Origin of the sequence: Clostridium sp. AF21-20LB, assembly GCF_003478795.1 — a bacterium.
Taxonomy (GTDB): Bacteria; Bacillota; Clostridia; order Lachnospirales; family Lachnospiraceae; genus Otoolea; species Otoolea fessa.
The window spans coordinates 128,869-153,539 of the sequence record NZ_QUGD01000003.1; the positions used below are offsets into that span (position 1 = coordinate 128,869).

At 48.1% G+C, this 24,671-nt stretch carries 17 protein-coding genes, 4 tRNA genes and 4 pseudogenes; 24 read left to right on the forward strand and 1 reads right to left on the reverse strand.

The window, feature by feature from the left end:
- Window positions 1-67: 67 nt before the first annotated feature.
- Genes srtB through DWX76_RS02940 form a run of 3 tightly spaced genes read left to right on the forward strand, consistent with a single transcriptional unit; the run spans window position 68 to window position 5,117 of the window.
- Window positions 68-868: a class B sortase gene (gene srtB, locus DWX76_RS02930; protein ID WP_182429714.1), complete on the forward strand. Its 801-nt coding sequence runs from the start codon at window positions 68-70 to the stop codon at window positions 866-868.
- A 34-nt stretch (window positions 869-902) separates the two neighbouring features.
- Window positions 903-4,337, forward strand: coding sequence for a right-handed parallel beta-helix repeat-containing protein (locus DWX76_RS02935; RefSeq protein WP_118570082.1), 3,435 nt, complete (start codon window positions 903-905; stop codon window positions 4,335-4,337).
- Window positions 4,338-4,376: 39 nt separating this feature from the next.
- Window positions 4,377-5,117, forward strand: coding sequence for a DUF5979 domain-containing protein (locus tag DWX76_RS02940; RefSeq protein WP_118570083.1), 741 nt, complete (start codon window positions 4,377-4,379; stop codon window positions 5,115-5,117).
- Window positions 5,118-5,222: 105 nt separating this feature from the next.
- On the opposite strand, the gene DWX76_RS02945 is transcribed toward DWX76_RS02940, so the two are convergent.
- On the reverse strand, window positions 5,223-6,047 hold the full coding sequence (locus tag DWX76_RS02945) for an EFR1 family ferrodoxin (RefSeq protein WP_118570084.1): 825 nt from the start codon (window positions 6,045-6,047) through the stop codon (window positions 5,223-5,225).
- A gap of 363 nt (window positions 6,048-6,410) precedes the next feature.
- On the opposite strand from DWX76_RS02945, the pseudogene DWX76_RS02950 reads away from it, so the two are divergent.
- From DWX76_RS02950 to hgdB, 21 genes and pseudogenes are all read left to right on the forward strand, one after another.
- A pseudogene (locus tag DWX76_RS02950) lies at window positions 6,411-7,654 on the forward strand (L-aspartate oxidase); the annotation flags it as partial.
- Entirely contained in the window at window positions 7,634-8,440 is an 807-nt protein-coding gene (gene nadC, locus DWX76_RS02955; protein WP_412693976.1) for a carboxylating nicotinate-nucleotide diphosphorylase, read from the forward strand. The pseudogene DWX76_RS02950 and the gene nadC, both read left to right, overlap by 21 nt.
- A 47-nt stretch (window positions 8,441-8,487) precedes the next feature.
- On the forward strand, window positions 8,488-9,027 hold the full coding sequence (locus tag DWX76_RS02960) for a transcription repressor NadR (RefSeq protein ID WP_333489813.1): 540 nt from the start codon (window positions 8,488-8,490) through the stop codon (window positions 9,025-9,027).
- Window positions 9,028-9,214: 187 nt separating this feature from the next.
- Window positions 9,215-9,288 (forward strand) — tRNA-Arg (locus DWX76_RS02965).
- 27 nt (window positions 9,289-9,315) lie between these two features.
- Window positions 9,316-9,389: transfer RNA gene (locus DWX76_RS02970), tRNA-His, on the forward strand.
- A 24-nt stretch (window positions 9,390-9,413) separates the two neighbouring features.
- Window positions 9,414-9,482, forward strand: a tRNA-Gln gene (locus DWX76_RS02975).
- 11 nt (window positions 9,483-9,493) lie between these two features.
- Window positions 9,494-9,566, forward strand: a tRNA-Lys gene (locus DWX76_RS02980).
- Window positions 9,567-9,704: 138 nt separating this feature from the next.
- Complete coding sequence (locus tag DWX76_RS02985; protein ID WP_412693971.1) at window positions 9,705-10,508, forward strand: YitT family protein; 804 nt, start codon at window positions 9,705-9,707, stop codon at window positions 10,506-10,508.
- A gap of 266 nt (window positions 10,509-10,774) precedes the next feature.
- On the forward strand, window positions 10,775-11,344 hold the full coding sequence (locus DWX76_RS02990; RefSeq protein ID WP_107000310.1) for a DUF3793 family protein: 570 nt from the start codon (window positions 10,775-10,777) through the stop codon (window positions 11,342-11,344).
- 41 nt (window positions 11,345-11,385) lie between these two features.
- Window positions 11,386-11,814, forward strand: coding sequence for a flavodoxin (locus tag DWX76_RS02995; RefSeq protein ID WP_022359957.1), 429 nt, complete (start codon window positions 11,386-11,388; stop codon window positions 11,812-11,814).
- Window positions 11,815-12,073: 259 nt separating this feature from the next.
- On the forward strand, window positions 12,074-13,774 hold the full coding sequence (locus DWX76_RS03000) for a glutamine--tRNA ligase/YqeY domain fusion protein (RefSeq protein ID WP_118570085.1): 1,701 nt from the start codon (window positions 12,074-12,076) through the stop codon (window positions 13,772-13,774).
- A gap of 466 nt (window positions 13,775-14,240) precedes the next feature.
- Window positions 14,241-14,537 (forward strand): OadG family protein, encoded by a 297-nt coding sequence (locus DWX76_RS03005; protein WP_022359955.1) that lies wholly within the window; start codon window positions 14,241-14,243, stop codon window positions 14,535-14,537.
- A gap of 46 nt (window positions 14,538-14,583) precedes the next feature.
- Window positions 14,584-14,999: pseudogene (locus tag DWX76_RS03010) on the forward strand (biotin/lipoyl-containing protein).
- Window positions 15,000-15,182: 183 nt separating this feature from the next.
- Window positions 15,183-15,620 (forward strand): biotin/lipoyl-containing protein, encoded by a 438-nt coding sequence (locus DWX76_RS03015; RefSeq protein WP_118570086.1) that lies wholly within the window; start codon window positions 15,183-15,185, stop codon window positions 15,618-15,620.
- A gap of 11 nt (window positions 15,621-15,631) precedes the next feature.
- Window positions 15,632-16,771 carry a sodium ion-translocating decarboxylase subunit beta gene (locus tag DWX76_RS03020; RefSeq protein WP_117796388.1) on the forward strand — a complete coding sequence of 380 codons (1,140 nt, stop codon included), beginning with the start codon at window positions 15,632-15,634 and terminating at the stop codon, window positions 16,769-16,771.
- 141 nt (window positions 16,772-16,912) lie between these two features.
- Window positions 16,913-18,013, forward strand: a complete 1,101-nt coding sequence (locus DWX76_RS03025) for a CoA transferase subunit A (RefSeq protein WP_022359951.1) — start codon at window positions 16,913-16,915, stop codon at window positions 18,011-18,013.
- A 21-nt stretch (window positions 18,014-18,034) separates the two neighbouring features.
- Window positions 18,035-18,843, forward strand: a pseudogene (gene gctB, locus DWX76_RS03030) (glutaconate CoA-transferase subunit B).
- 145 nt (window positions 18,844-18,988) lie between these two features.
- Window positions 18,989-20,755, forward strand: a complete 1,767-nt coding sequence (locus DWX76_RS03035) for an acyl-CoA carboxylase subunit beta (RefSeq protein ID WP_107000304.1) — start codon at window positions 18,989-18,991, stop codon at window positions 20,753-20,755.
- A gap of 436 nt (window positions 20,756-21,191) precedes the next feature.
- Window positions 21,192-21,985, forward strand: a pseudogene (gene hgdC, locus DWX76_RS03040) ((R)-2-hydroxyglutaryl-CoA dehydratase activase HgdC).
- Between the two features lie 34 nt (window positions 21,986-22,019).
- Window positions 22,020-23,459, forward strand: coding sequence for a (R)-2-hydroxyglutaryl-CoA dehydratase subunit alpha (gene hgdA, locus DWX76_RS03045; RefSeq protein ID WP_107000302.1), 1,440 nt, complete (start codon window positions 22,020-22,022; stop codon window positions 23,457-23,459).
- Between the two features lie 2 nt (window positions 23,460-23,461).
- Window positions 23,462-24,613 carry a (R)-2-hydroxyglutaryl-CoA dehydratase subunit beta gene (gene hgdB, locus DWX76_RS03050; RefSeq protein WP_107000301.1) on the forward strand — a complete coding sequence of 384 codons (1,152 nt, stop codon included), beginning with the start codon at window positions 23,462-23,464 and terminating at the stop codon, window positions 24,611-24,613.
- Window positions 24,614-24,671: the final 58 nt, after the last annotated feature.

The following is a 24,671-nucleotide window of genomic DNA, read 5'->3' on the forward strand; positions in this document are numbered from 1 at the left end:
TAAAAATATATAATTTGCTTAACAAATAAAGGCGCAGAACGTTTCACGGGCAAAGATGGAGGGATCGATGCAAAAGTGGACACGGAAAGCAGCGGCTGTGATAGCTGTCATCTGTCTGGCGTTCGGTACAGCGGGGGTGGCAATGCATAAATGGGATGAAATGCGTCAGGAGAAGGCGCATGAAGAGCTGACCGCTCAGGTTGTGGGAATGTCGGAAGCAGGGACGACAGGAGAAACAATGCCGGAGAAAAAAGTGCCAGAAGTGGAAAATGAGATAGATGAGACGGATGCAATAAAGGAGACAGAATATGTGTCAGCAATTGATTTCGCAGTGCTGGATTCCCAGAATCCGGACGTCGTTGCCTGGATTCAGATTCCGGGAACACAGATCAATTATCCGGTGGTTCAGGGGAAGGACAATGATTATTACCTGCACCGTGACCTGAACGGGCAGAAGAGCACGGCGGGCACGATTTTTCTGGACTATGCCGATCAGGCAGATTTTTCGTCCCTGCATAATGTGCTGTACGGCCATCACATGAAGAATGGAAGTATGTTTAAGGACATTTCCAGATACAAGGATCAGGGCTATTTCGATCAGCATTCAGAAATCATTCTTTATACGCCGGAGCGGGAGATTCATTTAAAAGCCCTGGCGGCTGTCTGCACATCGCCGGATGCGATCCGACGGAAAACGGAGTTTGCATCGGGAGAAGAATTTGCGTCATATATTCAGCAGATGACAGCGGGCGCGAGCGCGTCCGCGCCGATCGAGGGAACGATCATGCGTTTGTATTCATTTGTGACATGCAGCTATGAATTTAACAATGCCCGGACAATTCTATATGCGTATGAGGCGGCAGAATAGAATGGGAAATAGATCTATAACAGGAGGTAAGAATATGAAGAAGTTAGAGACAAAGGGGAGGAGCCGGAAACAGAGGCATCATTTGTTTCATAAAGAAATGAAGCAGATGAAGCGTCTTTTGTCTGTCTGTTTGTGCACCAGTATGATCAGTACCAGTATTGGAAGTACGACGGCGCTGGCAGCAACGGCTCCGCTGTTGGAAAAGAATGAGGCGGAGGAAGAAAATCAGAATTTTGTCCTAGATCGGGAAGAGCTGAGTGAGGCACTATTAAAAGCGGTGAAAGGAAAACCGGTCAAGGAAGATGCCCTAACCTTTGAGGGAGAAGAATCAGAAGCGTATGAGACACTGTTTCAGGAAGATGGTTCCCTCTTTGAATTGCATCCGGATGTGAAAGCACCGGACGGAAAGGTAAATTTAAAGGTCTATGCGAGACTGGATGAAAAAGAGGATCTGGATCATTATACGATCACAGGCGAGGAAGAAATTTTATTTCTGCTGTTAAATCGTTCTTCTGAGAAAGAATATGGGCAGATAGAGGTAGATGGAAAACGAAGCGGAAAAGTTTCGATTCTCTCATCTAAAGAGTTAAAGAAGCAGATCCAGGATGAAGAAATGGAAGCAAGCGAAGAAACGGGAGTTTCCATTTCGAATGGTGCGGAAGAAAAATCAAATAAAACGGCTGGAGAGTCTGAGAAGAAAGAAAATGTAAAAGAGACAGATTCGCAGGAACCAGAAAAAGAGAATCCGGTGGAAACTCCGGAAAAGGTGGACAAGTCAGAGAACCCGGCAAGTGAACCGGAAAAAGGTTCAGAGGCGGAAAATCCGGCGAATAAAGCAGAAAACGGGGCAGAAGCAGAGAACCCGGCAAACGAGCCGGAAAAGAGTCAGGAAGCAGGCTCGGGTGCGGGTAATGCGGGAAAAACAGGTACCCCAGAAGAAAAGGACAGTCAGCCGGATGCAGATTCGGGCTCAGAAAATGAAAAGAATGATTCTGCAGGCAGCGAAGCAGGGGACGTGGCGCAGGTATCGCGATCGGATCATTTTAAGATGTTTCTGACAGCGGCACCGGCGACGGCGAGCGAGATACAGACGGAAGATGAGACATCGGAGAAAGAAACGAATACAGCCGACCAGCCGGATGCGGAGACGGAAGTCGAGATAGAAGACGGAGCAGAGCGGCTAGAGGGCGAGACATATGAGAGCGTTCTTCTTAAAAATACGGCAGCTACTGCATTCGTGACGACCGCTGCAGAGCTGGGACTTTCCGGCAGTGTGGATGATGCGGTCTACACGGTCAATACAGATTCTGCTGTACTTACCCTGACGGTACCGGCGGGTGCGTTTGAAGAAAAAGTAAAGCTGAAAGCAGAAGAGATCAAGGACGGAAGCGAAGAACATCAGACATTGAGCGATCAGATCCATGAAGAAGGATACCGCGCGGATTCCTTTACAGCCTTTGATGTGAAATTTGTAAACGAGGCAGGAGAGGAAGTCGAGCCATCCGAAGAAGTCAAGGTCAGCATTCAGTTTAAAAAGAATGCAGTTGAAAGTGAGACAGGAGAAAATCTGGAAGAGACAAAAATCCTGCATATCCATGAGGATGTCATCACAGAACTTTCTGAGGTTGAAATCCAGGATAGCACAGAGGACAGTGAAAAAACAGCAAAACTGACCTTTGGCGTCAACGAATTTTCTATTCTGCTGGCTTTAAACGAGGCAGCTGCCGGTGTGGCAGAGGTAAATGGGACAGCGTATGATACGCTGGAAGCTGCGTTCGCGGCAGCAGATGATGGGGATACGGTGAAGGTGCTGAAAAACTGTGGACTGTCAAATGCTGTTTCAGTTGATAAAGCTCTTACACTTGATTTGAATGGAAAAGTAGTAAAAGTAAAAATAGTTCCGGAAGCAAAAGCAAAACAGACAATCAGTGCATTTGCGGTTGCGGAATCGGGAACCTTTACGGTTTTGAATGGTCTGCTTGGCGGAAGCGGCAAGGGTGCAGATAACCGTGCGATCGAGGCAAAGGGCGGAACAGTCATTCTGAGGAATACGATTCTGGCAGGTTTTCAGGCGTTATCTGGAAACGGCGGCGCTGTTTTGATGAATGGAGGTACGCTGGAAGCAGAGAAATGTAATTTCGGTTATTTTACAAGAGAAGATAATAATTACAAAGAATATAGTGGACAGGGAAATTTCGCCCAGAGCGGAGGTGCTGTCTATACTTCTCAGGCAGCGGTTAAAATGGAGAAGTGTAATTTGTTTTATAACAGCGCGATTGATATGACAGGAACGACTGGACAGTATTGGTTTGGCGGCGGTGCGCTTTTTGCAGATCGCGGAACGGTGACACTGAATGAAAATTATTTCTTCTCTAATACATCTAAGGATTATGGTGGAGCAATCCATCTGGATGCGGTGCAGACGGCAGAATTGACAGGCAACCGGATTCGAAATTCACATGCTTATAACCATCGGATTACAGAGATGGCAGCCAGAGGCGGCGATGGCGGTGCGATTTACAGCCGTATATCGAAAACAGTTACATTGAAGAACAATGTCATTACAGAAAATAGCAGCATGGGAAATGGCGCCGGGCTGTGGGTACTTGGAGCGGCTGATTGTGTTCTGACATTGGAAGGAAATACCATTGCTAAGAATGAAGCGGGTCAGCGTGGCGGCGGTATGAAGCTGAATATGGATAAGAACAGCCAGGTGAATTTAATCAGTGGTTTGATCAGTGAAAATAGATCGTCTGGCTTTGGCGGCGGAATTGATTACACGAATCACGAGAATCCAACGCTTCATCTTACGAATGTTCTGATAACAGGAAATCGGGCATCGCGTGGTGCAGGAATCTGGGCGTGCCCGACCTCTGAGACAGAGGTTTATTCAACTTTGGGCGGCGCTTTTTATGGAAATAAGGCAACTGGGAAGACAGGCGGCATTTCCTATTCTTATGAAGCATCAGGAGATGAGATCCGCTATGAAGGAACCGATACACCGGATAAGTTCTCGATTCAGAGCAACCCGCCGAGCGCAACTACCCACATTTCTGTTTCCGGTCGTTCTCTGGGCGGCGGTGTGATCAGATGGTATTCTGATGAGGCGGAAAATCGCTATCAGGCTGGAAATCCAGAAGCGGATCCGGCTATTTATACCAATACAAATAAGTCATTTGGTTTACATGGAGAGTTGAGTGAGGAGCACCAGAAATTGGCGTCTTCGGAGGCGCAGCTTGTTATCAGTGACAATGTTTCCAAGCGTGGCGGCGGTATTGCAACGAACAGTCCAGTCGTGATTGGTATGGAATATGCAGATGTGGCGGTAGAAGTAACCAAAAAATGGACCGAAGAAACTCATCCAGACCACGTGTACGTGGATCTCTACCGCGTAGGCGATACGAGCGGTGAAAAAGTGAAGCTCGACAGTCACGCAGAACTAAATGCGGAGAATAACTGGTCGGCGTAGTTTGAGGATCTTCCGTCAAAATGCGTTTCGAATGGAGAGGTGGAAGATTGTCACTATATTGTGGAAGAAGAAACGCTGGAAGGATGGAAGGGAAGTTCCAGTACAGAATATGACAAGGAAAACAAAACCTATCACATTACACTGACCAATGCACCAATCCGGTACGGCAGCCTGACGGTTTCCAAAGAGGTCACCGGAAGCGGAGACAAGGAAAAAGCGTTCACGTTTAAAGTAACCTTGCAGGGCGGCACTGCATTGAACGGAAATTATGGCGATATGGAATTTGTCGATAATGTAGCAACATTTACATTAAAGCACGGCGAGAGCAAGTCAGCAGCCGGTCTTCCGGAGGGAACTGCTTACACGGTGGAAGAGAGCGGAAATGAAGGCTATACCGTGACGAAAACAGGAGATGTAGGAACAATCGCTGGTGGAGAAACAGCAGTTGTAAAATTTGTCAATGCCATGAGCGGAGGCGATAATCCAACTCCAACACCAGATCCGACCCCGGATCATAATGGCGGTGGAGGTCATGGTGGTCACGGCGGTGGAAGTGGTTCTGGCAGTAAAAAGTCTTCGACCACAACCGCGTCTGGTCCGGCAGCAGAACCGACCGAACCGGTTACACCGGTTGAACCAGAACCTCAGCCGGTCGTACCGGAAGAGGGACTTCCGAAGACTGGAGAGGATCAGATGAATGTGCCGATGACTGCACTTACAGTCGGAATGATGGCAGCAGCCTATGTATTAATGACAGGAAGAAAAAAGACAGAGGAATAGAACGAGACATAGAAAAATAAAGACTCCACGGTCATAAAAGCAGGTTGATAGGGCGGCACCGGTAAAATGGTGCCGCCCTAAAACTATGCTGGAATGTGGCTAGCTTTAGATAAAATACTCCGCCTCACTCCTGCGTGTATAGTTCTGCTCCAGCATCGCGACGTGGGACAGAAAAGCTTCGTTGTCGAAGTATTTCGCGCCAGCCGGGCAGATCTTGATGCACGCCTGACATTTAATGCAGATACCGGTGCAGGTGTCCGGTGCATCTGCCGGGATAGAGCCCATCGGACAGACCGTTGCACAGATGCCGCAGCCAGTACATTTTTCCGGATCGGTGACTGGTTTGGCTTTCAGGAAGACAGCCGGTTTTCCGTCGGTGCCGAGCGGGGTGTAATATGGTCCGACCGGATCATCGCCGCGCACGGCAATCGGAGCCGGGATTTCGGTCAGGGAAGTGATCTTTTCAGCTGCTTTGATGCCGAATGCATGGATCTGTGCGAGATCATCTGCATCTGGACGTCCGGTTGCCAGCTTGTCGCTGAATACGTGCTCGGTCGGGATACCGGCACCCGCAATGGTGTGGAAACCGTGCGCCTCTAATTCATTGCGAAGCTCGATGAGCCCATTGTCGAAGTTGCGGTTTCCGAAGACAGCCACCGGAACGGCGAGCGCGCCATTTCCCTCAAAATGGGTCTGTACAAATGGGAGCATCTTGTTCGGGATGCGTCCCGCGTAGACCGGGGTGCCGATGACGAGCAGATCGTCTGCCCCGTATGTATGAACTTTTTCGCGGCTTTCCGGCAGCGTGAAATCATAGGAATCCATCGGGACACCGAGTGTATCCGCGATCGCCTGCGCCAGCGTGATGATAACCTTTTTCGCGTTGCCGGTCGGGCTGAAATAGACTGCGTGTACGTGATTGATTTTCATGAAAATACCTTCTCTTCATATGTTTAAATTTAATTCGGCGAAATACCTTATTATAGTAGGTATTTTAATGGATTTATGGTGGACTGTCAATGAAACTGGAGTTTTTTGGTTATTGGGCACGTATGCGTGAATAGTAATATGTTTTTTGCAGAATCGCCCAAAATATCATTACATATGTCTTGTCACATGAAATAATATGTGCTATACTGGTGCGGATGCACAAATGAAGTTTTGGATTGAAAGAGAACTCTGTTTGCGATAGGAGCATAGAGTGGCAGATAGTATTCTGCGATTTGAAGGCTGAACTATCTGCAGGATAAAAAGATAAGTGCAAACGTATGGTATAGAAAGGAAGGCAACAAAATGGTCCGGGAGGAAAATTATGATGTGGTCATCGTCGGGTGTGGCGTAGGCGGTCTGTACACCGCTTTAAACCTGCCGTCGGAAGACCGGATCTTAATGATTTGCAAGGAAGATATAGAGAGCTGTGATTCCAGCTGGCGCAGGGAGGTATCTGCGTGCTGCGGGATGAGACAGATTATGATGCGTATTTTGAGGACACGATGCGCGCGGGACACTACGAGAACCGCAAGGAGAGTGTGGATATCATGATCCGCTCCAGCCGGGATGTGATAAATAATCTGCTGAAATTAGGCGTAGGGTTTGACAAAAATCCAGATGGCAGTTTAAAATATACAAAGGAGGGCGCGCATTCGCAGCCGCGTATCTGTTTCCATGAGGACATCACGGGAAAAGAGATCACGACGACCCTGCAGACGCGTGTAAAAGAACTTCCGAATGTAGAAATCCGGGAATATACTGTTATGACGGATATTTTGGTAGAAAAGGGCATCTGCACCGGTATTCTGGCAAAGAATGCAGACGGCGATATTTTAAAGATTCATGCGAAAGACACGGTTCTGGCGACCGGCGGTATCGGTGGGCTTTACAAGCATTCGACGAACTTCCCGAGCCTGACAGGTGATGGGCTGGATGTGGCAAAGAAACACGGCGTGCGTCTGGAACATCTCGATTATGTCCAGATTCATCCGACCAGCCTGTACAGCAAGAAGCCGGGACGCAGCTTCCTGATTTCAGAATCGACCCGCGGCGAGGGAGCAGTTCTGTTAAATGGAAAGGGCGAGCGCTTTGTCGATGAGCTTCTGCCGCGTGATGTGGTGACGCAGGCGATCGAGAAGGAGATGGAAAAAGAGGGCAGCGATCATGTATGGCTGTCGTTTAAGGCAGTTCCGGAGGAGACGATCCGGAACCATTTTCCGCACATTTATGAGGAGTGCTTAAAAGAGGGCTACGATATCACGAAGGAACCGGCTCCGGTCGTACCGGCGCAGCATTATTTTATGGGCGGTATCTATGTCGATCATTTCTCCGAGACGACGATGGACACCTGTATGCGGTTGGTGAGACGAGCTGCAACGGCGTACACGGAAAGAACCGGCTTGCCAGCAACAGTCTGCTGGAAAGCCTTGTATTTGCAGAGAGAGCGGCAGGCAAGATCGCCGGACGGGAGGACGAAGAGTATGAATCCAATTACGATGCAGCTTGTTGCGGATGAGTATATCCGCATGGCGTTAAAGGAAGATATTAACAGTGAGGACGTTTCGACGAACGCGGTCATGCCGGAATACCGTAAGGGCGAGGTACAACTCTTAGCCAAGGCAGACGGTATTATCGCCGGTTTACAGGTGTTTGAGCGCGTGTTTAAACTTCTGGACGAGGCGACCGAGACAAAATTTGAGGTAAAAGACGGGGATACCGTCACAAAAGGGCAGTTTTTAGGTGTGATCACCGGCGACATCCGGGTGCTTCTTTCTGGCGAGCGGACGGCGCTCAACTATTTACAGCGGATGAGCGGCATTGCGACCTATACGAACCAGGTGGCGAAGCTCTTAGAAGGAACGAAGACGACGCTTTTAGATACGCGCAAGACGACCCCGTGTATGCGTATATTTGAAAAATATGCGGTCAAGGTTGGCGGCGGCAGCAACCACCGTTACAACTTATCGGACGGCGTGATGCTCAAGGATAACCATATCGACGCAGCCGGCGGAGTTAAGGCGGCGGTTGAGGCGGCGAAGAAATATGCCCCATTTGTCCGCAAGATCGAGGTGGAGACGGAAAATCTCGATATGGTGCGCGAGGCAGTGGAAGCGGGCGCTGATATTATCATGCTGGACAATATGACCCCGGACGAGATGGCGGAGGCGATCCGCATCATCGACGGACGCGCCGAGACGGAGTGTTCCGGAAATATGACGAAGGAAAATATCGCAACGATCACGAAATTAGGCGTAGATTATGTGTCCAGCGGCGCGCTGACGCACTCGGCACCAATTCTGGATCTGAGCCTCAAACATCTGCGGGCATTATAAAAATTTAAAAACTAAGAAAGGACAGGGAAAACAGGATGGAAACAACGATGACAGGAGTACAGCGGAGAAAGAAAATACTGGAAATGCTGGGACAGTCATCCACACCGCTTTCCGGCGGGGCGCTGGGGCGGGCAGTCGGCGTGAGCCGTCAGGTGGTGGTGCAGGATATCGCGCTTCTGCGTACCGAGGGACACCCTGTCCTTGCGACTGCCCGCGGTTATGTGCTGGAGGTGCCGCACCAGACGGAACGCCTTTTTAAAATGTGCCATACGACCGAGCAGACGCGCGAAGAGCTGAATACGATTGTTGATCTGGGCGGCGAGGTGCTGGATGTCATGGTCAACCACCGCATCTATGGAAAGGTATCGGCGCCGTTAAATATCCGCAGCCGCCGCGATGTTGAGGCATTTGTGGAAAATATCCGGACTGGGCGTTCCACGCCGCTTTTAAACGTGACATCGGGCTATCATTTCCATCACGTGGCTGCCGATCAGGAGGAGATTCTCGACGAGATCGAGGCAGCGCTGCGGGAAAAGGGATTTCTGGCGGACTTCCTGTCATACGAGCAGGAAGAGGTGGAAAAATAGGGGGAAAGTCAAAAGAAATGAATTTTTGAAATTATTTTAAAAAATATGAAATTTCCTGTTGACATTCTTTTTCAAATGTTATATACTATCTTTGCTGTCGATGAGACAGATAAGCAGTTGGCTGAGAGGTCAGGTGCGGGAATGGTTACAGTGCCGGATAAAACGGTCAGAATCGCAAAATGAATATGAGTCTGTAGCTCAGCTGGATAGAGCAACGGCCTTCTAAGCCGTGGGTCGGGGGTTCGAATCCCTTCAGGCTCGTCGAATCTGTTTCGACAGATTCCTATGGTGGATATAGCGCAGTTGGTTAGCGCGCCAGATTGTGGCTCTGGAGGCCTAGGGTTCGAATCCCTATATCCACCTTCTTTTAAAAGGATCTTTTGCTGATGGCTATCGCCAAGCGGTAAGGCACAGGACTTTGACTCCTGCATTCGTTGGTCCGAATCCAACTAGCCCAGTTAAATATGGGGTATTAGCTCAGTCGGTAGAGCACTTGACTTTTAATCAAGTTGTCCGGGGTTCGAATCCCCGATGCCTCATTACGAAGACACATTGCAGACGCGATGTGTCTTTTTGTGTAATGGGAAATCCCTTGGAAGTCTCTATTACACAAAAAGGCGCTAACGTGCCAATGATGCGCGCTCGCGCGAAATTGTAATATGAGGAGGTTTTAAGTTATGGCAAAAAAGTCCATGCGCGTAATCGGGGAGTACACAATGATCACAGCGGCGACCTTTGTCGTGGCGGCAGCCGTCTATTTCTTTCTGATTCCGAGCGGTGTATCGGTGGGGAGTATTTCCGGTCTGGCGATGCTTTTGGGAAATGTGATACCGCTGCCGATTTCAGTGCTGACCTTTATTTTAAATGCGGCGCTTCTGGTGGTGGGCTTTCTCTTTATCGGACGCGAGTTCGGCGTCAAGACGGTGTATACGTCACTGATTCTGCCGGTTTTTCTGTGGGTGTTTGAGCAGGTTTTTCCGGATTTTGTGTCGATCAACCAGGATGCGATGATGGATACGGTCTGCTATATCTTTGTTGTCAGCGTTGGTCTGGCTCTTTTGTTCCGGATGAATGCCTCGTCGGGCGGTCTGGACATCGTGGCAAAGTTCTTAAACAAATATTTCCATATGGAGCTGGGAAAAGCGATGGCGCTTCCAGGCATGTGTGTGGCGCTCTCATCCGTGTTTTTCAGCGATAAAAAACTGGTGGTGCTGGGCATTCTGGGCACATACTTAAACGGAATTGTGTTGGATCGTTTTATTTTCGGTCTGAATCTGAAAAAGAGAGTTTGCATTATCTCGGAAAAAGAAGAAGAGATACGCCAGTTTATCCTGCATACGCTTCATAGCGGCGCGACGATCTATCAGGGATTCGGCGCGTTTGACAATGAGCCGAAGACGGAAATTATCACGATCGTAGATAAAAACGAATATGCACAGCTCATGCCGTATATATTAAAAACAGATCCGAGGCATTTGTGACGGTGTATACGGTGAATGAGATTATTTATCGTCCCAAAAGATAGAAAATGATGTTACTGATAAAAAAACTCAGTAAGCAAAAATGAACAAAATTTGCTTGACGTGGTAAGTGATTCATGATATAGTCTCATTGAAGTTAGATAAGACTAACCCGTGAAAAGGAAAATAGAAGGCAGAAAAAGCCTTTTATTTTTTAAAAGATAGTTAGCTATATCTAACTAAAGGTAGATATGGCTAACTAAGAGAAGCAGTCAGGAGGCAGGAAGATGGAACGATTGTTTGAAGAAGTATTCGTAGAGGTGTGTGCGCCGACTCTTCGTGGCATCAAACCGTCGAACTTGTTCCGCTATCAGCCGCAGAACCGTGATAAACTCCTGGAAGCGCTTGATTTCTGGAACCGGGAGCTGGAACCGTCGGGGCTTCAGGTGCGGGCGCTTAAAGAGTGCAGCCGGACGGGCGCGTTTCTGATTCTGGTGTACCGCGAGGAATGGCTTCGCTTTATTCTGGGTAAAATATCTGTACAGCACTTTTTAAAAAAGTCTGGTTACCAGATGCAGAAGACGGTCGATGGCTTTTTGAAGCAGCTTTCCAACCGGCTTTGTCTGGAACATGATTTTCCACATGAGATTGGCATTTTCCTGGGGTATCCGCTTGAGGATGTTGTTGGATTCATTGAAAATCAGGGAAAAAATTATACCTGCAGCGGTTACTGGAAGACGTATGGCGACCCGCAGGAAGCAAAACGGCGGTTTGATTCATACCGGGAATGCACGGAAGTGTGCCGGGAGAAATACCGTCAGGGGACACCGATTATTCAGCTTGTAAAAGCCGCATAATAAATCTAAGTAAGTAAATTATTCACAAGGAGGAAATAAAAATGAGCAAGGTAGCAATTGTATACTGGAGCGGAACGGGAAACACAGAGGCTATGGCAAATTACGTAGCAGAGGGCGTTAAGAAAGCGGGTGGCGAGGCTGATTTATTTACTTCCGCAGAGTTTGGCGCTGACAAAGCTGGCGAGTATGACAGAATCGCATTTGGCTGCCCGTCTATGGGGGCTGAACAGTTAGAGGAGTCTGAGTTCCAGCCGATGTTCGACGAGGTTAGCCCGGTTCTCTCTGGCAAAAAGATTGCATTATTCGGTTCTTACGGATGGGGCGACGGCGAGTGGATGCGTACCTGGGAGAGCGACTGCATGACTCTGGGCGTAACCATGGCTTGCGAGCCGGTAATCTGCAACGCAACGCCGGACGAGGCAGCAGGTGCTGAGTGCGAGGCACTGGGCGAGGCTCTTGCAAACGCATAAGTAAAATCGCATAAAAACACATATATAATAAGAAGAAGTACAATTACCTGCGAACGCAGGACATCTTAAATTGCCATAATAAAGATGCTTAAAAATTGAAAATCAGAAAAGGAAGTGTCCTCCCGCGGCGCTTCCTTTTTTGTGGGCAAATATCCCCTTTTCGAAAACTCCAAAATGTGATATGATAAAAAATAAAACTGTTTGATTTGACTCAAACAACAGTATCAATTTACGAAAAGAAACAACGGAGGGAATGTATATGGAAGAAAATAAAAAACCATTGGCAGAGGGAGAGGAGAAGGAAGAGGCTGTCTCCAAGAACTTTATCGAGCGCGAGATTGACAAAGATCTGGCAGAGGGCGTTTACGATCATGTCCAGACGAGATTTCCTCCGGAACCGAACGGATATCTTCATATTGGACACGCTAAATCGATTATTCTGAACTCTGGACTGGCAAAAGAATACAGCGGAAAATTCAATCTCCGTTTTGATGACACCAACCCGACGAAGGAGAAGACGGAGTTTGTTGAGTCAATCATCGAGGATGTAAAATGGCTGGGCGCTGATTTTGAGGACCGCCTGTTTTTTGCATCCAACTATTTCCAGCAGATGTATGAGTGTGCAGTTCTTCTTATTAAAAAGGGAAAAGCATTCGTCTGCGATCTGACAGCTGATCAGATCCGCGAGTACCGCGGTGATTTTAACAATCCTGGTAAGGAAAGCCCATACCGCAACCGCAGCATCGAGGAGAACTTACAGCTCTTTGAGGAGATGAAAGAAGGCAAATATGCGGATGGCGAAAAGGTACTGCGTGCGAAAATTGATATGGCATCCCCGAACATCAATATGCGTGATCCGGTTATTTATCGTGTAGCCCATATGCATCATCACAACACCGGGGACAAATGGTGCATTTACCCGATGTACGATTTCGCTCATCCGATTGAGGATGCGATTGAGCACATCACGCATTCGATTTGTACGCTGGAATTTGAGGATCACAGACCGCTCTATGACTGGGTCGTAAGAGAGTGCGAGTTTGAGAACCCGCCGCGCCAGATTGAGTTTGCGAAGATGTATCTGACCAACGTCATTACCGGAAAACGTTATATCAAGAAACTGGTAGAAGATAAGATTGTAGATGGCTGGGATGATCCGCGTCTGGTAACCATCGCAGCGCTGCGTCGCAGAGGTTACACGCCGGAATCCATCCGCCGCTTTGTAGAGCTGGCAGGTGTCTCCAAAGCAGATAATTCCATCGACAGTGCAATGTTAGAGTACTGCCTGCGCGAGGATCTGAAATTAAAGAAGTCCCGTGTGATGGCAATTCTTGACCCGGTCAAGCTTGTTATCGACAACTATCCGGAAGGACAGATCGAGGAGCTGGATGCACCAAACAATATGGAGAACGAGGAACTTGGTTCCAGAAAGATTCCATTCGGCAGAGAACTTTACATCGAACGCGAGGACTTTATGGAAGAACCACCGAAGAAATACTTCCGTCTCTTCCCGGGCAATGAGGTTCGCCTGATGAACGCGTACTTTGTTACCTGCACCGGATGCGAGAAAGATGCAGACGGCAATGTAACGGTTGTTCACTGTACCTACGATCCGGAGACGAAGAGTGGTTCCGGCTTCAATGCAAGAAAGGTAAAAGGTACGATTCACTGGGTAGCAGCACAGACTGCACTGAAAGCAGAAGTACGTCTCTATGAGAATCTGGTAGACGAGGAAAAGGGCAAACTTAATGCAGATGGAACGCTGAACTTAAATCCGAATTCCCTGCGCGTTCTGAAAGAGTGTTACTTAGAGCCGGGTCTGAAAGAGGCAAAAGCATTTGAGAGCTTTCAGTTCGTCCGCAATGGATACTTCTGCGTGGACTGCCGCGACAGCGAGCCGGGCAAACCGGTTTTCAACCGGATTGTTTCGCTGAAGAGCTCTTTCAAGCTTCCGAAATAAATCGAGAACAACTCTTGAAAATGTATAAAAAAATACAGAAAAAAGCGGCTTTGTTCTGATGAAAAAAGGAGAGAACGGGACTTTCAGAATACATTTTAGAATATGAGCAAAATGCTTGAGAGGTCTTGGCGATTCTTCCGGGGGTTATTAAGAAAAATGTAGAAAAATGTAGTAATAACCTATAAAAAGCAGGTTGTTTTTGCTAATAAAACACCCTGCTTTTTGTGCATAATTTATGAAAGGCTTGGTTGACAATCAGGGGGGTTACTGTTATAATTTAAGTAAAGTGAGCTGATCATGTCAATCTGTGGCTTCACTTGTTACAGTTAAGGGGAAAAGCCCCTTATAAATTGCTTTCAAAAATGGAATGCATTCCACAATACGGAATCTTACTGGTGGAATTTTATAAGTATAATTTTTCACAAAGAAAGCAGAACCTAAAATAAATAAGGAGGTGCAATGCACAATGTGGACTGAACCAACTATGCCTTTCGGGCAGTCAGTTATCGTTTCTCTGCTGGGTCTTTCGGTAGTTTTCCTGGCTCTGATCTGTCTGGCTCTGGCAATTATGGTAATTTCCAAGATTCTCCGCTCCGTTGTTTCTGATGGTGCTAAGGCCCCGGCCGCAGCACAGAAAGCAGCACCGGCTGTGTCGGATGAAGCTGATAAGGAATTACTTGCCGTGCTGATGGCAACGATCGGGGATGACCTCGGATTGCCGACAGACAAGTTTAAGATCTTGAGCGTGACAGAAGTTAAGTAATGAGAAACAGGAATGAAAGGAAATCGAAAGGAAGGTTAGAGCAGTTATGAAGTATACGGCTACCCTCAATGGAAAACAGTACGAAGTAGAACTTGAAAGAATCGATGCATACGAGCCAATGCCGCGTTACGGCGAGGCTCCGGCAGCAGCACCGGCTCCAGTAGCAGCACCGGCACCGGCTCCTGCACCAGCAGCACCGGCTCCTGCACCAGCAGCAGCACCGGCCCCGGCGACAGCACCGGCAGCAGGCGCAACTACCGTAGAGGCTCCGATGCCAGGTAAGATCCTGAACATCAAAGTATCTGCAGGACAGGCAGTTAAGTTTGGTGAGACCGTCATCGTGATGGAAGCTATGAAGATGGAACTGAAATCGTTGCTCCGGCAGACGGTACAGTAGCACAGATTCTTGTCAAAGCAGGCGACGCCGTTGACACAGGTGCAGCACTGGTTACCCTGAACTAATAGACGATACTATGATAAATAGCAACTGTTTACAAAAAGGAATTTTCGGAACTGAAAATTCTGTATGATACAGTTCAGGCAACAGATTTTGCCGATTTGGAATACAAAGCATCGGCAAAATCCCATTACTGGGCACACATGTGTGAACAGTAATGATAAACATTCGAAAGGACGTAAAGAATTATGAAATATGTTGCTACGATCAATGGAAAGAAATACGAAGTTGAAGTAGAAAAATTAGAAGCTTACAAATCTCTGGATCGTAATGGTGTAGCAGCACCGGCAGCTCCGGTTCTTCCAGCATCCGCACCGGTACAGAGACCGGCAGCACCGGCTCCGGCAGCAGCACCGGCTCCAGCTCCAGCACCGGCAGCAGCACCGGCTCCGGCGGCAGCAGCTCCGGCGGGCGCAACTACCGTAGAAGCTCCGATGCCAGGTAAAATCCTGAACATCAAAGTATCTGAAGGACAGGCAGTTAAATTTGGCGAAGTAGTAGTTATTATGGAAGCCATGAAGATGGAGACTGAGATCGTTGCTCCGGCAGACGGTACAGTCAGCAAGATCCTTGTTAAGGCTGGCGATTCTGTTGATACAGGAGCTGCTCTGGTTGCTCTGAACTAGGAGGTTAGGTAATGAACTTTTTTGAAATATTAAAAGAGCTTCTTGCACAGTCGGGTTTCGCAGCATTGACCTGGAGAAGCTGTGTAATGATTCTCATTGCTTTTGTATTATTATACCTGGCAATTAAAAAGCAGTTCGAACCGCTTCTTCTGCTTCCGATTGCATTTGGTATGTTCCTGGCAAACCTGCCGTTGGCTGACCTGATGAAGGAAAGCGAGCCGTGGTATACCGCAGGTGTTCTGCGTATCATCTACGGCGGTGTTAAGTCCAGTTTGTTCCCGTGTCTGATCTTCATGGCAGTAGGTGCCATGACAGACTTTGGTCCGCTGATTGCAAACCCGGTGAGCCTTCTGCTTGGTGCAGCTGCTCAGTTCGGTATCTACATTGCATTCATGCTGGCTAACGCAACTGGTCTGTTTACAGTAGGTGAGGCAGCTGCTATCGGTATCATCGGTGGTGCAGACGGTCCGACCGCTATCTATGTAGCTAACAACCTGGCACCGGATCTGGTTGCTCCGATCGCCGTTGCCGCTTACTCCTACATGGCGCTGATTCCGCTGATTCAGCCGCCGATCATGAAGCTTCTTACCACTAAGAAAGAGCGTTCCATCGTTATGAAGCAGCTCCGTAAGGTAAGCAAGGTTGAGAAGATCGTATTCCCGGTATTCGTAGTACTGTTCTGCTCCCTGCTTCTTCCGTCCGTAGCTCCGCTGCTTGGTATGCTGATGCTTGGTAACCTGCTTCGTGAATCTGGTGTTACAGAGCGTCTTTCTGATACAGCTCAGAACGCACTGTGTAACATCGTAACTATCATGCTTGGTACTACCGTAGGTGCGACCGCAAACGGTGAGATCTTCCTGCGTGTTCAGACCATCGCTATCGTTTGCATGGGTCTTCTTGCATTCGCATTCGCTACCATCGGAGGTGTTCTCCTTGGTAAGGTGCTGTGCGCTGTAACCGGCGGCAAGATCAACCCGTTAATCGGTTCCGCTGGTGTATCTGCTGTACCGATGGCTGCCCGCGTTTCTCAGACAGTTGGTGCAAAAGAGAATCCGACCAACTTCCTTCTGATGCACGCTATGGGACCAAACGTAGCAGGTGTTATCGGTTCTGCCGTAGCAGCAGGTTTCTTCATGCTGATTTTCGGTTAATCGAATATTGATTTTTGGCTGTTGCAGCCGGGATCTGGCTGCATCTGGCCTGCGAAAGACCGCAGCGCCGGAAGTACCGGATCCCGTTTTTACTTATTTATATAGGTAGTTATAGAAAATTTTTTTAAAGGAGGCTTTATTGTGGCTAATAAAGTAATGTCTTTACACGATGCCGTAGAAAAGTATGTATGTGACAACGATGTACTTTGTCTCGGCGGATTTACAACAAACCGTAAACCGTATGCAGCAGTTTACGAGATCCTTCGTCAGGGTAAAACTGGTTTTGTAGGCTGGTCTGGCCCGGCAGGTGGTGACTGGGATGCGTTAATCGGTGAGGGCCGTGTGAGAGCCTACATCAACTGCTATACTGCAAACTCTGGTTACACCAACGTAGCTCGTCGTTTCCGTGCAGCTATCGAGAAGGGTGAGCTTACATATGAGGATTATTCTCAGGACGTTCTGATGCTTCAGCTTCATGCTGCGTCTCTGGGTCTTCCGTACCTGCCGGTACGTATGATGCAGGGCTCCGGACTTGTTAAGTTCTGGGGTATCAGCGAAGAGAAGAGAAGAACCATGGAAGGTGTTGACAACCTGAAATGCGTAGAGATCGAGAACCCGCTTGAGCCAGGCGAGAAGCTGCTGGCTGTTCCGGTTCCGAAGCTTGACTGCGCTATCATCCATGTTCAGCAGGCATCTCCGGATGGAACCTGTATCATCGATGGTGATGAGTTCCATGACGTAGATATCGCTGTAGCTGCAAAACGTTGTATCGTTACCTGCGAGGAGATCGTAAGTGATGAGTATATCCGTCGTGACCCAACCAAGACAAGAATCTTTGGTGAGTGTGTAGACGCCGTTGTTCGTGCACCGTACGGTGCTTGGCCGGCACAGTGCTACGGCTATTATGATGATGATGATAAGGGCTTGAAAGAGTACGACAAGGCTTCCAAGTACCTTGACGCTGAGGATGCTAAGGCACAGCTTCAGAAGGCTGCAGACAAAGCTGCTAAGGCTGCTGCTGCTAAGCCGGAAGATGAGAAGCTTGCAAAAGCTGCAGAAGTTGCTGCACAGGCTGCAAAAGATGCTGCTGACGGCACCAAGATTCCGGAGACCTTCAAGGATTACCTTCAGAAGTATGTATATGGATGCAAGGATCAGGATGATCTGCTCAACGTACTGGGCGGCGCTCGCCTCATGAACCTTAAGAATGAGCCGCATCTTGGCTATTCTACCAGACATTAATTGAGGGAGGGAAAATCTAAAATGGCTGATTATACAAAGTATACAAAGCAGGAAATGCAGGCTTACGCCATCGCAAAAAATATTAAAGAAAATCAGATCGTTATCGTTGGTACCGGTCTTCCGTTAATCGGTGCATCCCTGGCAAAACGTGTTGTTTGCCCGAGCTGCCATCCGATCGTAGAGAGTGGTCTTATGGATTGTTCTCCGATTGAGGTTCCGCGTTCTGTAGGTGACAACCGTTTCATGGCTCACTGTGCAGTACAGTGGCCAAACGTTCGTTTCGTAGGTTTCGAGGCTAATGAGTGGTTACATGATGCTGATCGTATGATCGCATTCATCGGTGGCGCTCAGATCGACCCGTACGGAAACGTTAACTCTACCTGTATCTTTGGTAAGGGTGATTATGTTAAACCTACCACACGTTTCACCGGTTCTGGCGGTGCAAACGGAATCGCTACCTTCTGCAACACCATCATCATGATGCAGCATCAGAAGAGAAGATTCATGGAGCATGTTGACTACATCACAAGCTGTGGCTGGATGGACGGCCCTGGCGGACGTGAGAGAGCAGGTCTTCCGGGCAACCGTGGACCGCAGATGGTAGTTACCGATCTTGGTATCATGAAATTCGACGAAGAGACCAAGAGAATGTACCTGGCTTACTACTATCCATTCTCCTCTCCGGAAATGGTTCAGGAGAACACTGGTTTCGAGATCGATACCTCCAGAGCTCAGCTGATGGAAGGTCCGGATCCGGAGATCATCCGCGTTATTCGTGAAGAGATCGACCAGGTCAGGCATTCATCAAAGTTCCGAAGGAGACTAAGTAATTAGCCTTCCATAGGGAATCAAGACAGATATCATTTCTGTCGATTAATTAGTTACTGATTGCAGGCGGGACAGGAGACGAACTGTCCCGCAAGCAATTCATTTATAACCATTTTTATTTTTTATTTTATAAGGAGAAAAGAAGACATGAATATGTATTCAATGCCAGGATATTTCCAGAATATGCCTACCGTTGGTAAAGCTCTGGTTAATCCGAATCCGGAAAACGAGCAGGAACTGAAGGCTGTTGAGAACGACATCCATGAGTCCATTAAGCAGGCTCTTGATGCTGGTATCACAACCGAAGAGAAGTTAAACGCACGTGGACAGCTTTCTGCTACACAGCGTATCAACGCCCTGATCGATCCAGGTACATGGTGCCCGTTAAACAGCCTTTACAATCCGGAAGACAACCGTTTCCAGACAACTAACGTTCTGAATGGTCTTGGCCGTGTAAATGGCAAATGGGTTTACATCATCGCTTCTGATAACAAGAAGATGGCTGGTGCTTGGGTTCCGGGACAGGCAGATAACCTGCTCCGTGCTGCAGATACCGCTAAGATGCTGCATCTGCCGTTAGTATACCTGTTAAACTGCTCAGGCGTTGAGTTCCCGAATCAGGACAAAGTATACCCGAACCGTCGTGGTGGTGGTACACCGTTCTTCCGCAACGCTGAGTTAAACCAGCTTGGTGTTCCGGTTATCGTAGGTATCTACGGAACCAACCCGGCAGGTGGTGGTTACCACAGCATTTCCCCGACTATCCTGATCGCTCATAAAGATGCGAACATGGCAGTTGGTGGCGCTGGTATCCTTTCCGGTATGAACCCGAAGGGTTACATCGATGAGGAAGCAGCAGAGCAGATCGTTAACGCTCAGATCGAGAACAGCAAACATCACGTTCCGGCTCCGGGTTCCGTGCCGATCCACTATGATGAGACAGGATTCTTCCGTGAAGTTTACGAGGATGATTTAGGCGTTATCGAGGGAATCAAGAAGTACATCAACTACCTTCCGTGCTTCAACCTGGAGTTCTTCCGTGTTGACAGCCCGAAGGCTCCGCAGCTTCCGGCTGAGGATCTGTACAGCATCATCCCGATGAACCAGAAACGTCCGTACGACATCTACGATGTAATCGGCCGTCTGTTCGATAACAGTGAGTTCTTCGAGTACAAGAAAGGCTACGGTCCGGAGATCGTTGCTGGTCTTGCAAAAGTTAACGGCCTTCTGGTTGGTGTTATCGCTAACGTACAGGGCTTACTCATGAACTATCCGGAGTACAAACAGGGTTCTGTAGGTATCGGTGGTAAGCTGTACCGTCAGGGTCTGATTAAGATGAACGAGTTCGTTACTCTGTGTGCTCGTGATAAGACACCGGTTATCTGGCTGCAGGATACCACAGGTATCGATGTAGGCGATGACGCTGAGAAGGCAGAGCTGCTTGGTTTAGGTCAGTCCCTGATCTACTCTATCGAGAATGCTAAGCTTCCGTCTCTGGAGGTTACTCTTCGTAAGGCAAGTGCTGCTGCTCACTACGTTCTGGGTGGTCCGCAGGGCAACAACACCAACGTATTCTCTATCGGTACAGGTGCTTGCGAGTACTACGTAATGCCGGGTGAGACCGCTGCAAACGCTATGTACTCCAGAAAGCTTGTTAAAGCTAAAAAAGCTGGCGAGCCGCTTCAGCCGATCATCGACAAGATGAACGCTATGATCCAGATGTACACAGACAAATCTCGTCCGAAATATTGTACAAAACAGGGTATGGTTGATGAGATCGTAGATCTGACCGATCTTCGTCCGTACATCCAGGCATTTACCGAGGCTTATTATCAGAATGCTCAGGCTATCTGCCCGATGCATCAGATGCTGGCTCCGAGATCTACTCGTGAGTTCATCAACTACGGTAAATAATTATCAAATTAAAACGGCATTGTGATAGGTGCCGCTAAGATAACATTTTAAAAAGAGAAGGCGCGTAAGTACGCGGCTGACAGTGATAGTGTAAATAGTGATAAGTAACAAATTGATAGTGTGAATAGTGTGAGGCTCTGGCGAAGCGGCTTGTCTGTATGACTGTAAATGAACCGTTTTGCCGGATGCTTGCAGATAAATCGGGCAAAGGAACTGGAACCTTTGCTCGATTTATTGGTATACTCAGGCAGATAAGTAATAAGTAATAGTTTTGTTAAGAATTATTTTATAACATTTTCAAGATTTTACAGCGACTTTTAGTTGATTTTGTGGTATTATGATGGGTGGAGACGATGTGATAGCACGGATCTGCCAAAACATCGTTGAAACAAAAATCAGGCATAGAAAGTCAGTATTGAAAGGAAAAAGATACATCATGAGCGAAATTTTCACTTTAGGTATCGACGTAGGCTCTACAGCTTCCAAATGTATCATCCTGAAGGATGGCAAGGAGATCGTAGGTAAGTCTCTGATTGACGTTGGAGCAGGTACCAGCGGTCCAAGCCGTGCCATCGAGGCAGTTCTGGAAGATGCAGGCCTCAAGAAAGAAGATATGGCATTCACACTGGCTACCGGTTATGGACGTACATCTCTGATGGACGGAATTGCCGATAAGCAGATGAGTGAGCTGTCATGTCATGCAAAGGGCGCTTATTTCCTTTTCCCGAGGTTCATACCGTAATTGACATCGGCGGTCAGGACGTGAAGGTTCTTCGCGTTGAGGACGGTGTCATGACAAACTTCCAGATGAACGATAAGTGTGCAGCCGGAACCGGAAGATTCCTGGATGTTATGGCTCGCGTTCTCGAAGTTGAGGTAAGTGATCTAGGCCGTCTTGGCGCTATGTCCAAGAAGCAGGTAGGAATCAGTTCCACCTGTACGGTTTTTGCAGAGAGTGAGGTTATAAGCCAGTTGTCGATGGGAACGGATAAATGTGATATCATTGCCGGTATTCATCGTTCAGTGGCTCATCGTGTCACGGGTCTTGCCCACCGAATCGGTGTAGTGCCGGATGTCGTTATGACAGGCGGTGTGGCTCAGAACCAGGGCGTAGTAGATGCGCTTGAGGCTGAGCTTGGCGTAAAGATTTGTACATCCCCGCTGACACAGTATAACGGCGCGCTTGGCGCAGCCCTGATGGCATATCAGGTAGCCAGCCGTCAGAAGTAACTAAGTTAATTTTTAAGAATGGAGGATAATTATTATGGCAAAACAAGTTAGTCCTGGTGTTCTTGCGCTTCGTAAAGTCGTAGATGACGTACACAAAGAGGCGCGTGAGGCCAAAGCAAGAGGCGAGTTAGTTGGATGGTCTTCTTCCAAATTCCCGTGTGAGCTTGCAGCAGCATTTGATTTACACGTTATGTATCCGGAGAACCAGGCAGCTGGTATCGCAGCTAACCGTTACGGTGAGCTGATGTGCCAGGCAGCTGAGGATCTTGGATATGACAACGATATCTGCGGTTACGCTCGTATCAGCCTTGCATATGCAGCTGGTGTACGTGTATCCCGTAAGTATGATCCGGAGACTGGTGAATACATCATCGATCCGAGCACAGGTAAACCATTAAAAGATGCTGACGGCAACGTAGTGATGGGTGAAGACGGAAAACCGAAGAAGGATCCGAAGACTCAGACTCCGTATCTGCAGCTGGACAACCTGCTTGAGATTGAAAAACTCCCGGATGGTCCGGAAAAAGAGAAACGTCTTGAGGCTATTTCTCCGATTCGTCAGATGCGTATTCCGCAGCCGGATTTCGTTCTTTGCTGCAACAACATCTGTAACTGTATGACAAAATGGTATGAGAACATCGCTCGTATGTGTAACATTCCGCTGATCATGATCGATATCCCGTACAACAATACAGTAGAAGTTCATGATGAGAATGTTAAATACGTTCGCGCTCAGTTCGACAAAGCGATCAAACAGCTGGAAGAGCTGACAGGCAAGAAGTTCGACGAGAAGAAGTTCGAGCAGGCTTGTGCAAACGCTAACCGTACCGCTAAGGCTTGGCTGAAAGTCTGTGATTTCCTGCAGTACAAACCGGCTCCATACAGTGGATTTGACCTGTTCAACCACATGGCAGACGTTGTAACTGCACGTGCTACTGTAGCTGCTGGTGATGCTTTTGAATTACTTGCAAAAGACCTGGAAGAGACAGTTAAGAAGGGTGAGACCACAACTCCGTTCCCGGAGAAATACCGTGTTATGTTCGAGGGTATTCCGTGCTGGCCGAAACTGCCGGCTCTGTTCAAACCGCTGAAGACCCACGGTGTAAACGTTACTGCCGTTGTATATGCTCCGGCATTTGGTTTCGTTTACAACAACATCGATGAGATGGCTCGTGCTTACTACAAAGCTCCGAACTCTGTCTGCATCGAGCAGGGTGTTGACTGGCGTGAAGGCATCTGCCGTGATAACAAGGTAGATGGCGTTCTGGTTCACTACAACAGAAGCTGTAAACCGTGGAGTGGTTACATGGCTGAGATGCAGCGTCGCTTTACTGCTGACCTGGGTATCCCGTGTGCTGGTTTCGACGGCGATCAGGCTGACCCGCGTAACTTCAATGCTGCTCAGTACGAGACTCGTGTAGAGGGTCTGGTTGAGGCAATGGAAGCAAATAAGCAGGCAAAGGAGGCTAAATAACCATGAGTGTTAACGCATTATTAGAAGAATTTAAGGTAAAAGCTGCAACTCCGAAGCAGCAGCTTGCTGAATATAAAGCTCAGGGCAAAAAAGTAGTTGGTGTTCTTCCTTACTACGCTCCGGAAGAGCTTGTATATGCCGCTGGTATCGTTCCGATGGGTATGTGGGGTTCCAACACTAAGACCATCAGCCGTGCAAAAGAGTACTGCGCTACTTTCTACTGCACCATCGCTCAGTTAGCTCTGGAGATGCTGCTGGATGGAACTATGGATCAGTTAGACGGTATTATCACACCTACTATCTGTGATACTCTTCGTCCGATGAGCCAGAACTTCCGTGTAGCTATGGGCGACAAGATGAAAGTTATCTTCTTAGCTCATCCGCAGAACCGTTTCGAAGAGTTTGGTCTTCAGTTCTGTATCGATCAGTACAACCATGTAAAAGCTGATCTGGAAGAGATCGCTGGAAGAAAGATTACTGATTCTGACATCCAGGATGCTATCGTTGTATACAACAAGAGCCGTGCAGCTCGCCGTGAGTTCGTAAAACTGGCTAACGAGCACTGTGATGTTATCACACCAACCAAACGTTCCGCAGTTCTGAAGGCATTCTACTTCATGGAGAAGCCGGAATACACTGCAAAGCTGAACGAGCTGAACGCAGAGCTGGCTAAACTTCCTGTCTGTGACTGGAAGGGAACCAAGGTTGTTACCTCCGGTATTATCTGTGATAATCCGAAGCTGCTTTCTATCTTCGAAGAGAACAACATCGCTATCGCTGCAGATGATGTAGCACATGAGACACGTTCCTTCCGTGTAGACGCTCCGGAAGACGAGCTGGATCCGGTTAGAGCACTGGCTAAACAGTTCGCTAACATCGATTACGAAGTACTTCTGTACGATCCGGAATCTGACAAGAACCGTCGTGGTGAGTTCGTAGCTAACATGGTTAAAGAGAGCGGCGCTCAGGGTCTGGTACTGTTTATGCAGCAGTTCTGTGATCCGGAGGAGATGGAGTATCCATACCTGAAGAAAGCTCTGAACGATGCAGGCGTTCCGCACATCAAACTGGGTATCGACCAGCAGATGAGAGACTTCGGTCAGGCAAGCACTGCTATTCAGGCATTCGCTGACGTTCTTGCACTTCAGAAATAATAGAAGATTCGTTTGGGAAACTGAATGATGAGATAGAAACGCCCCCGCAGGAGATTTT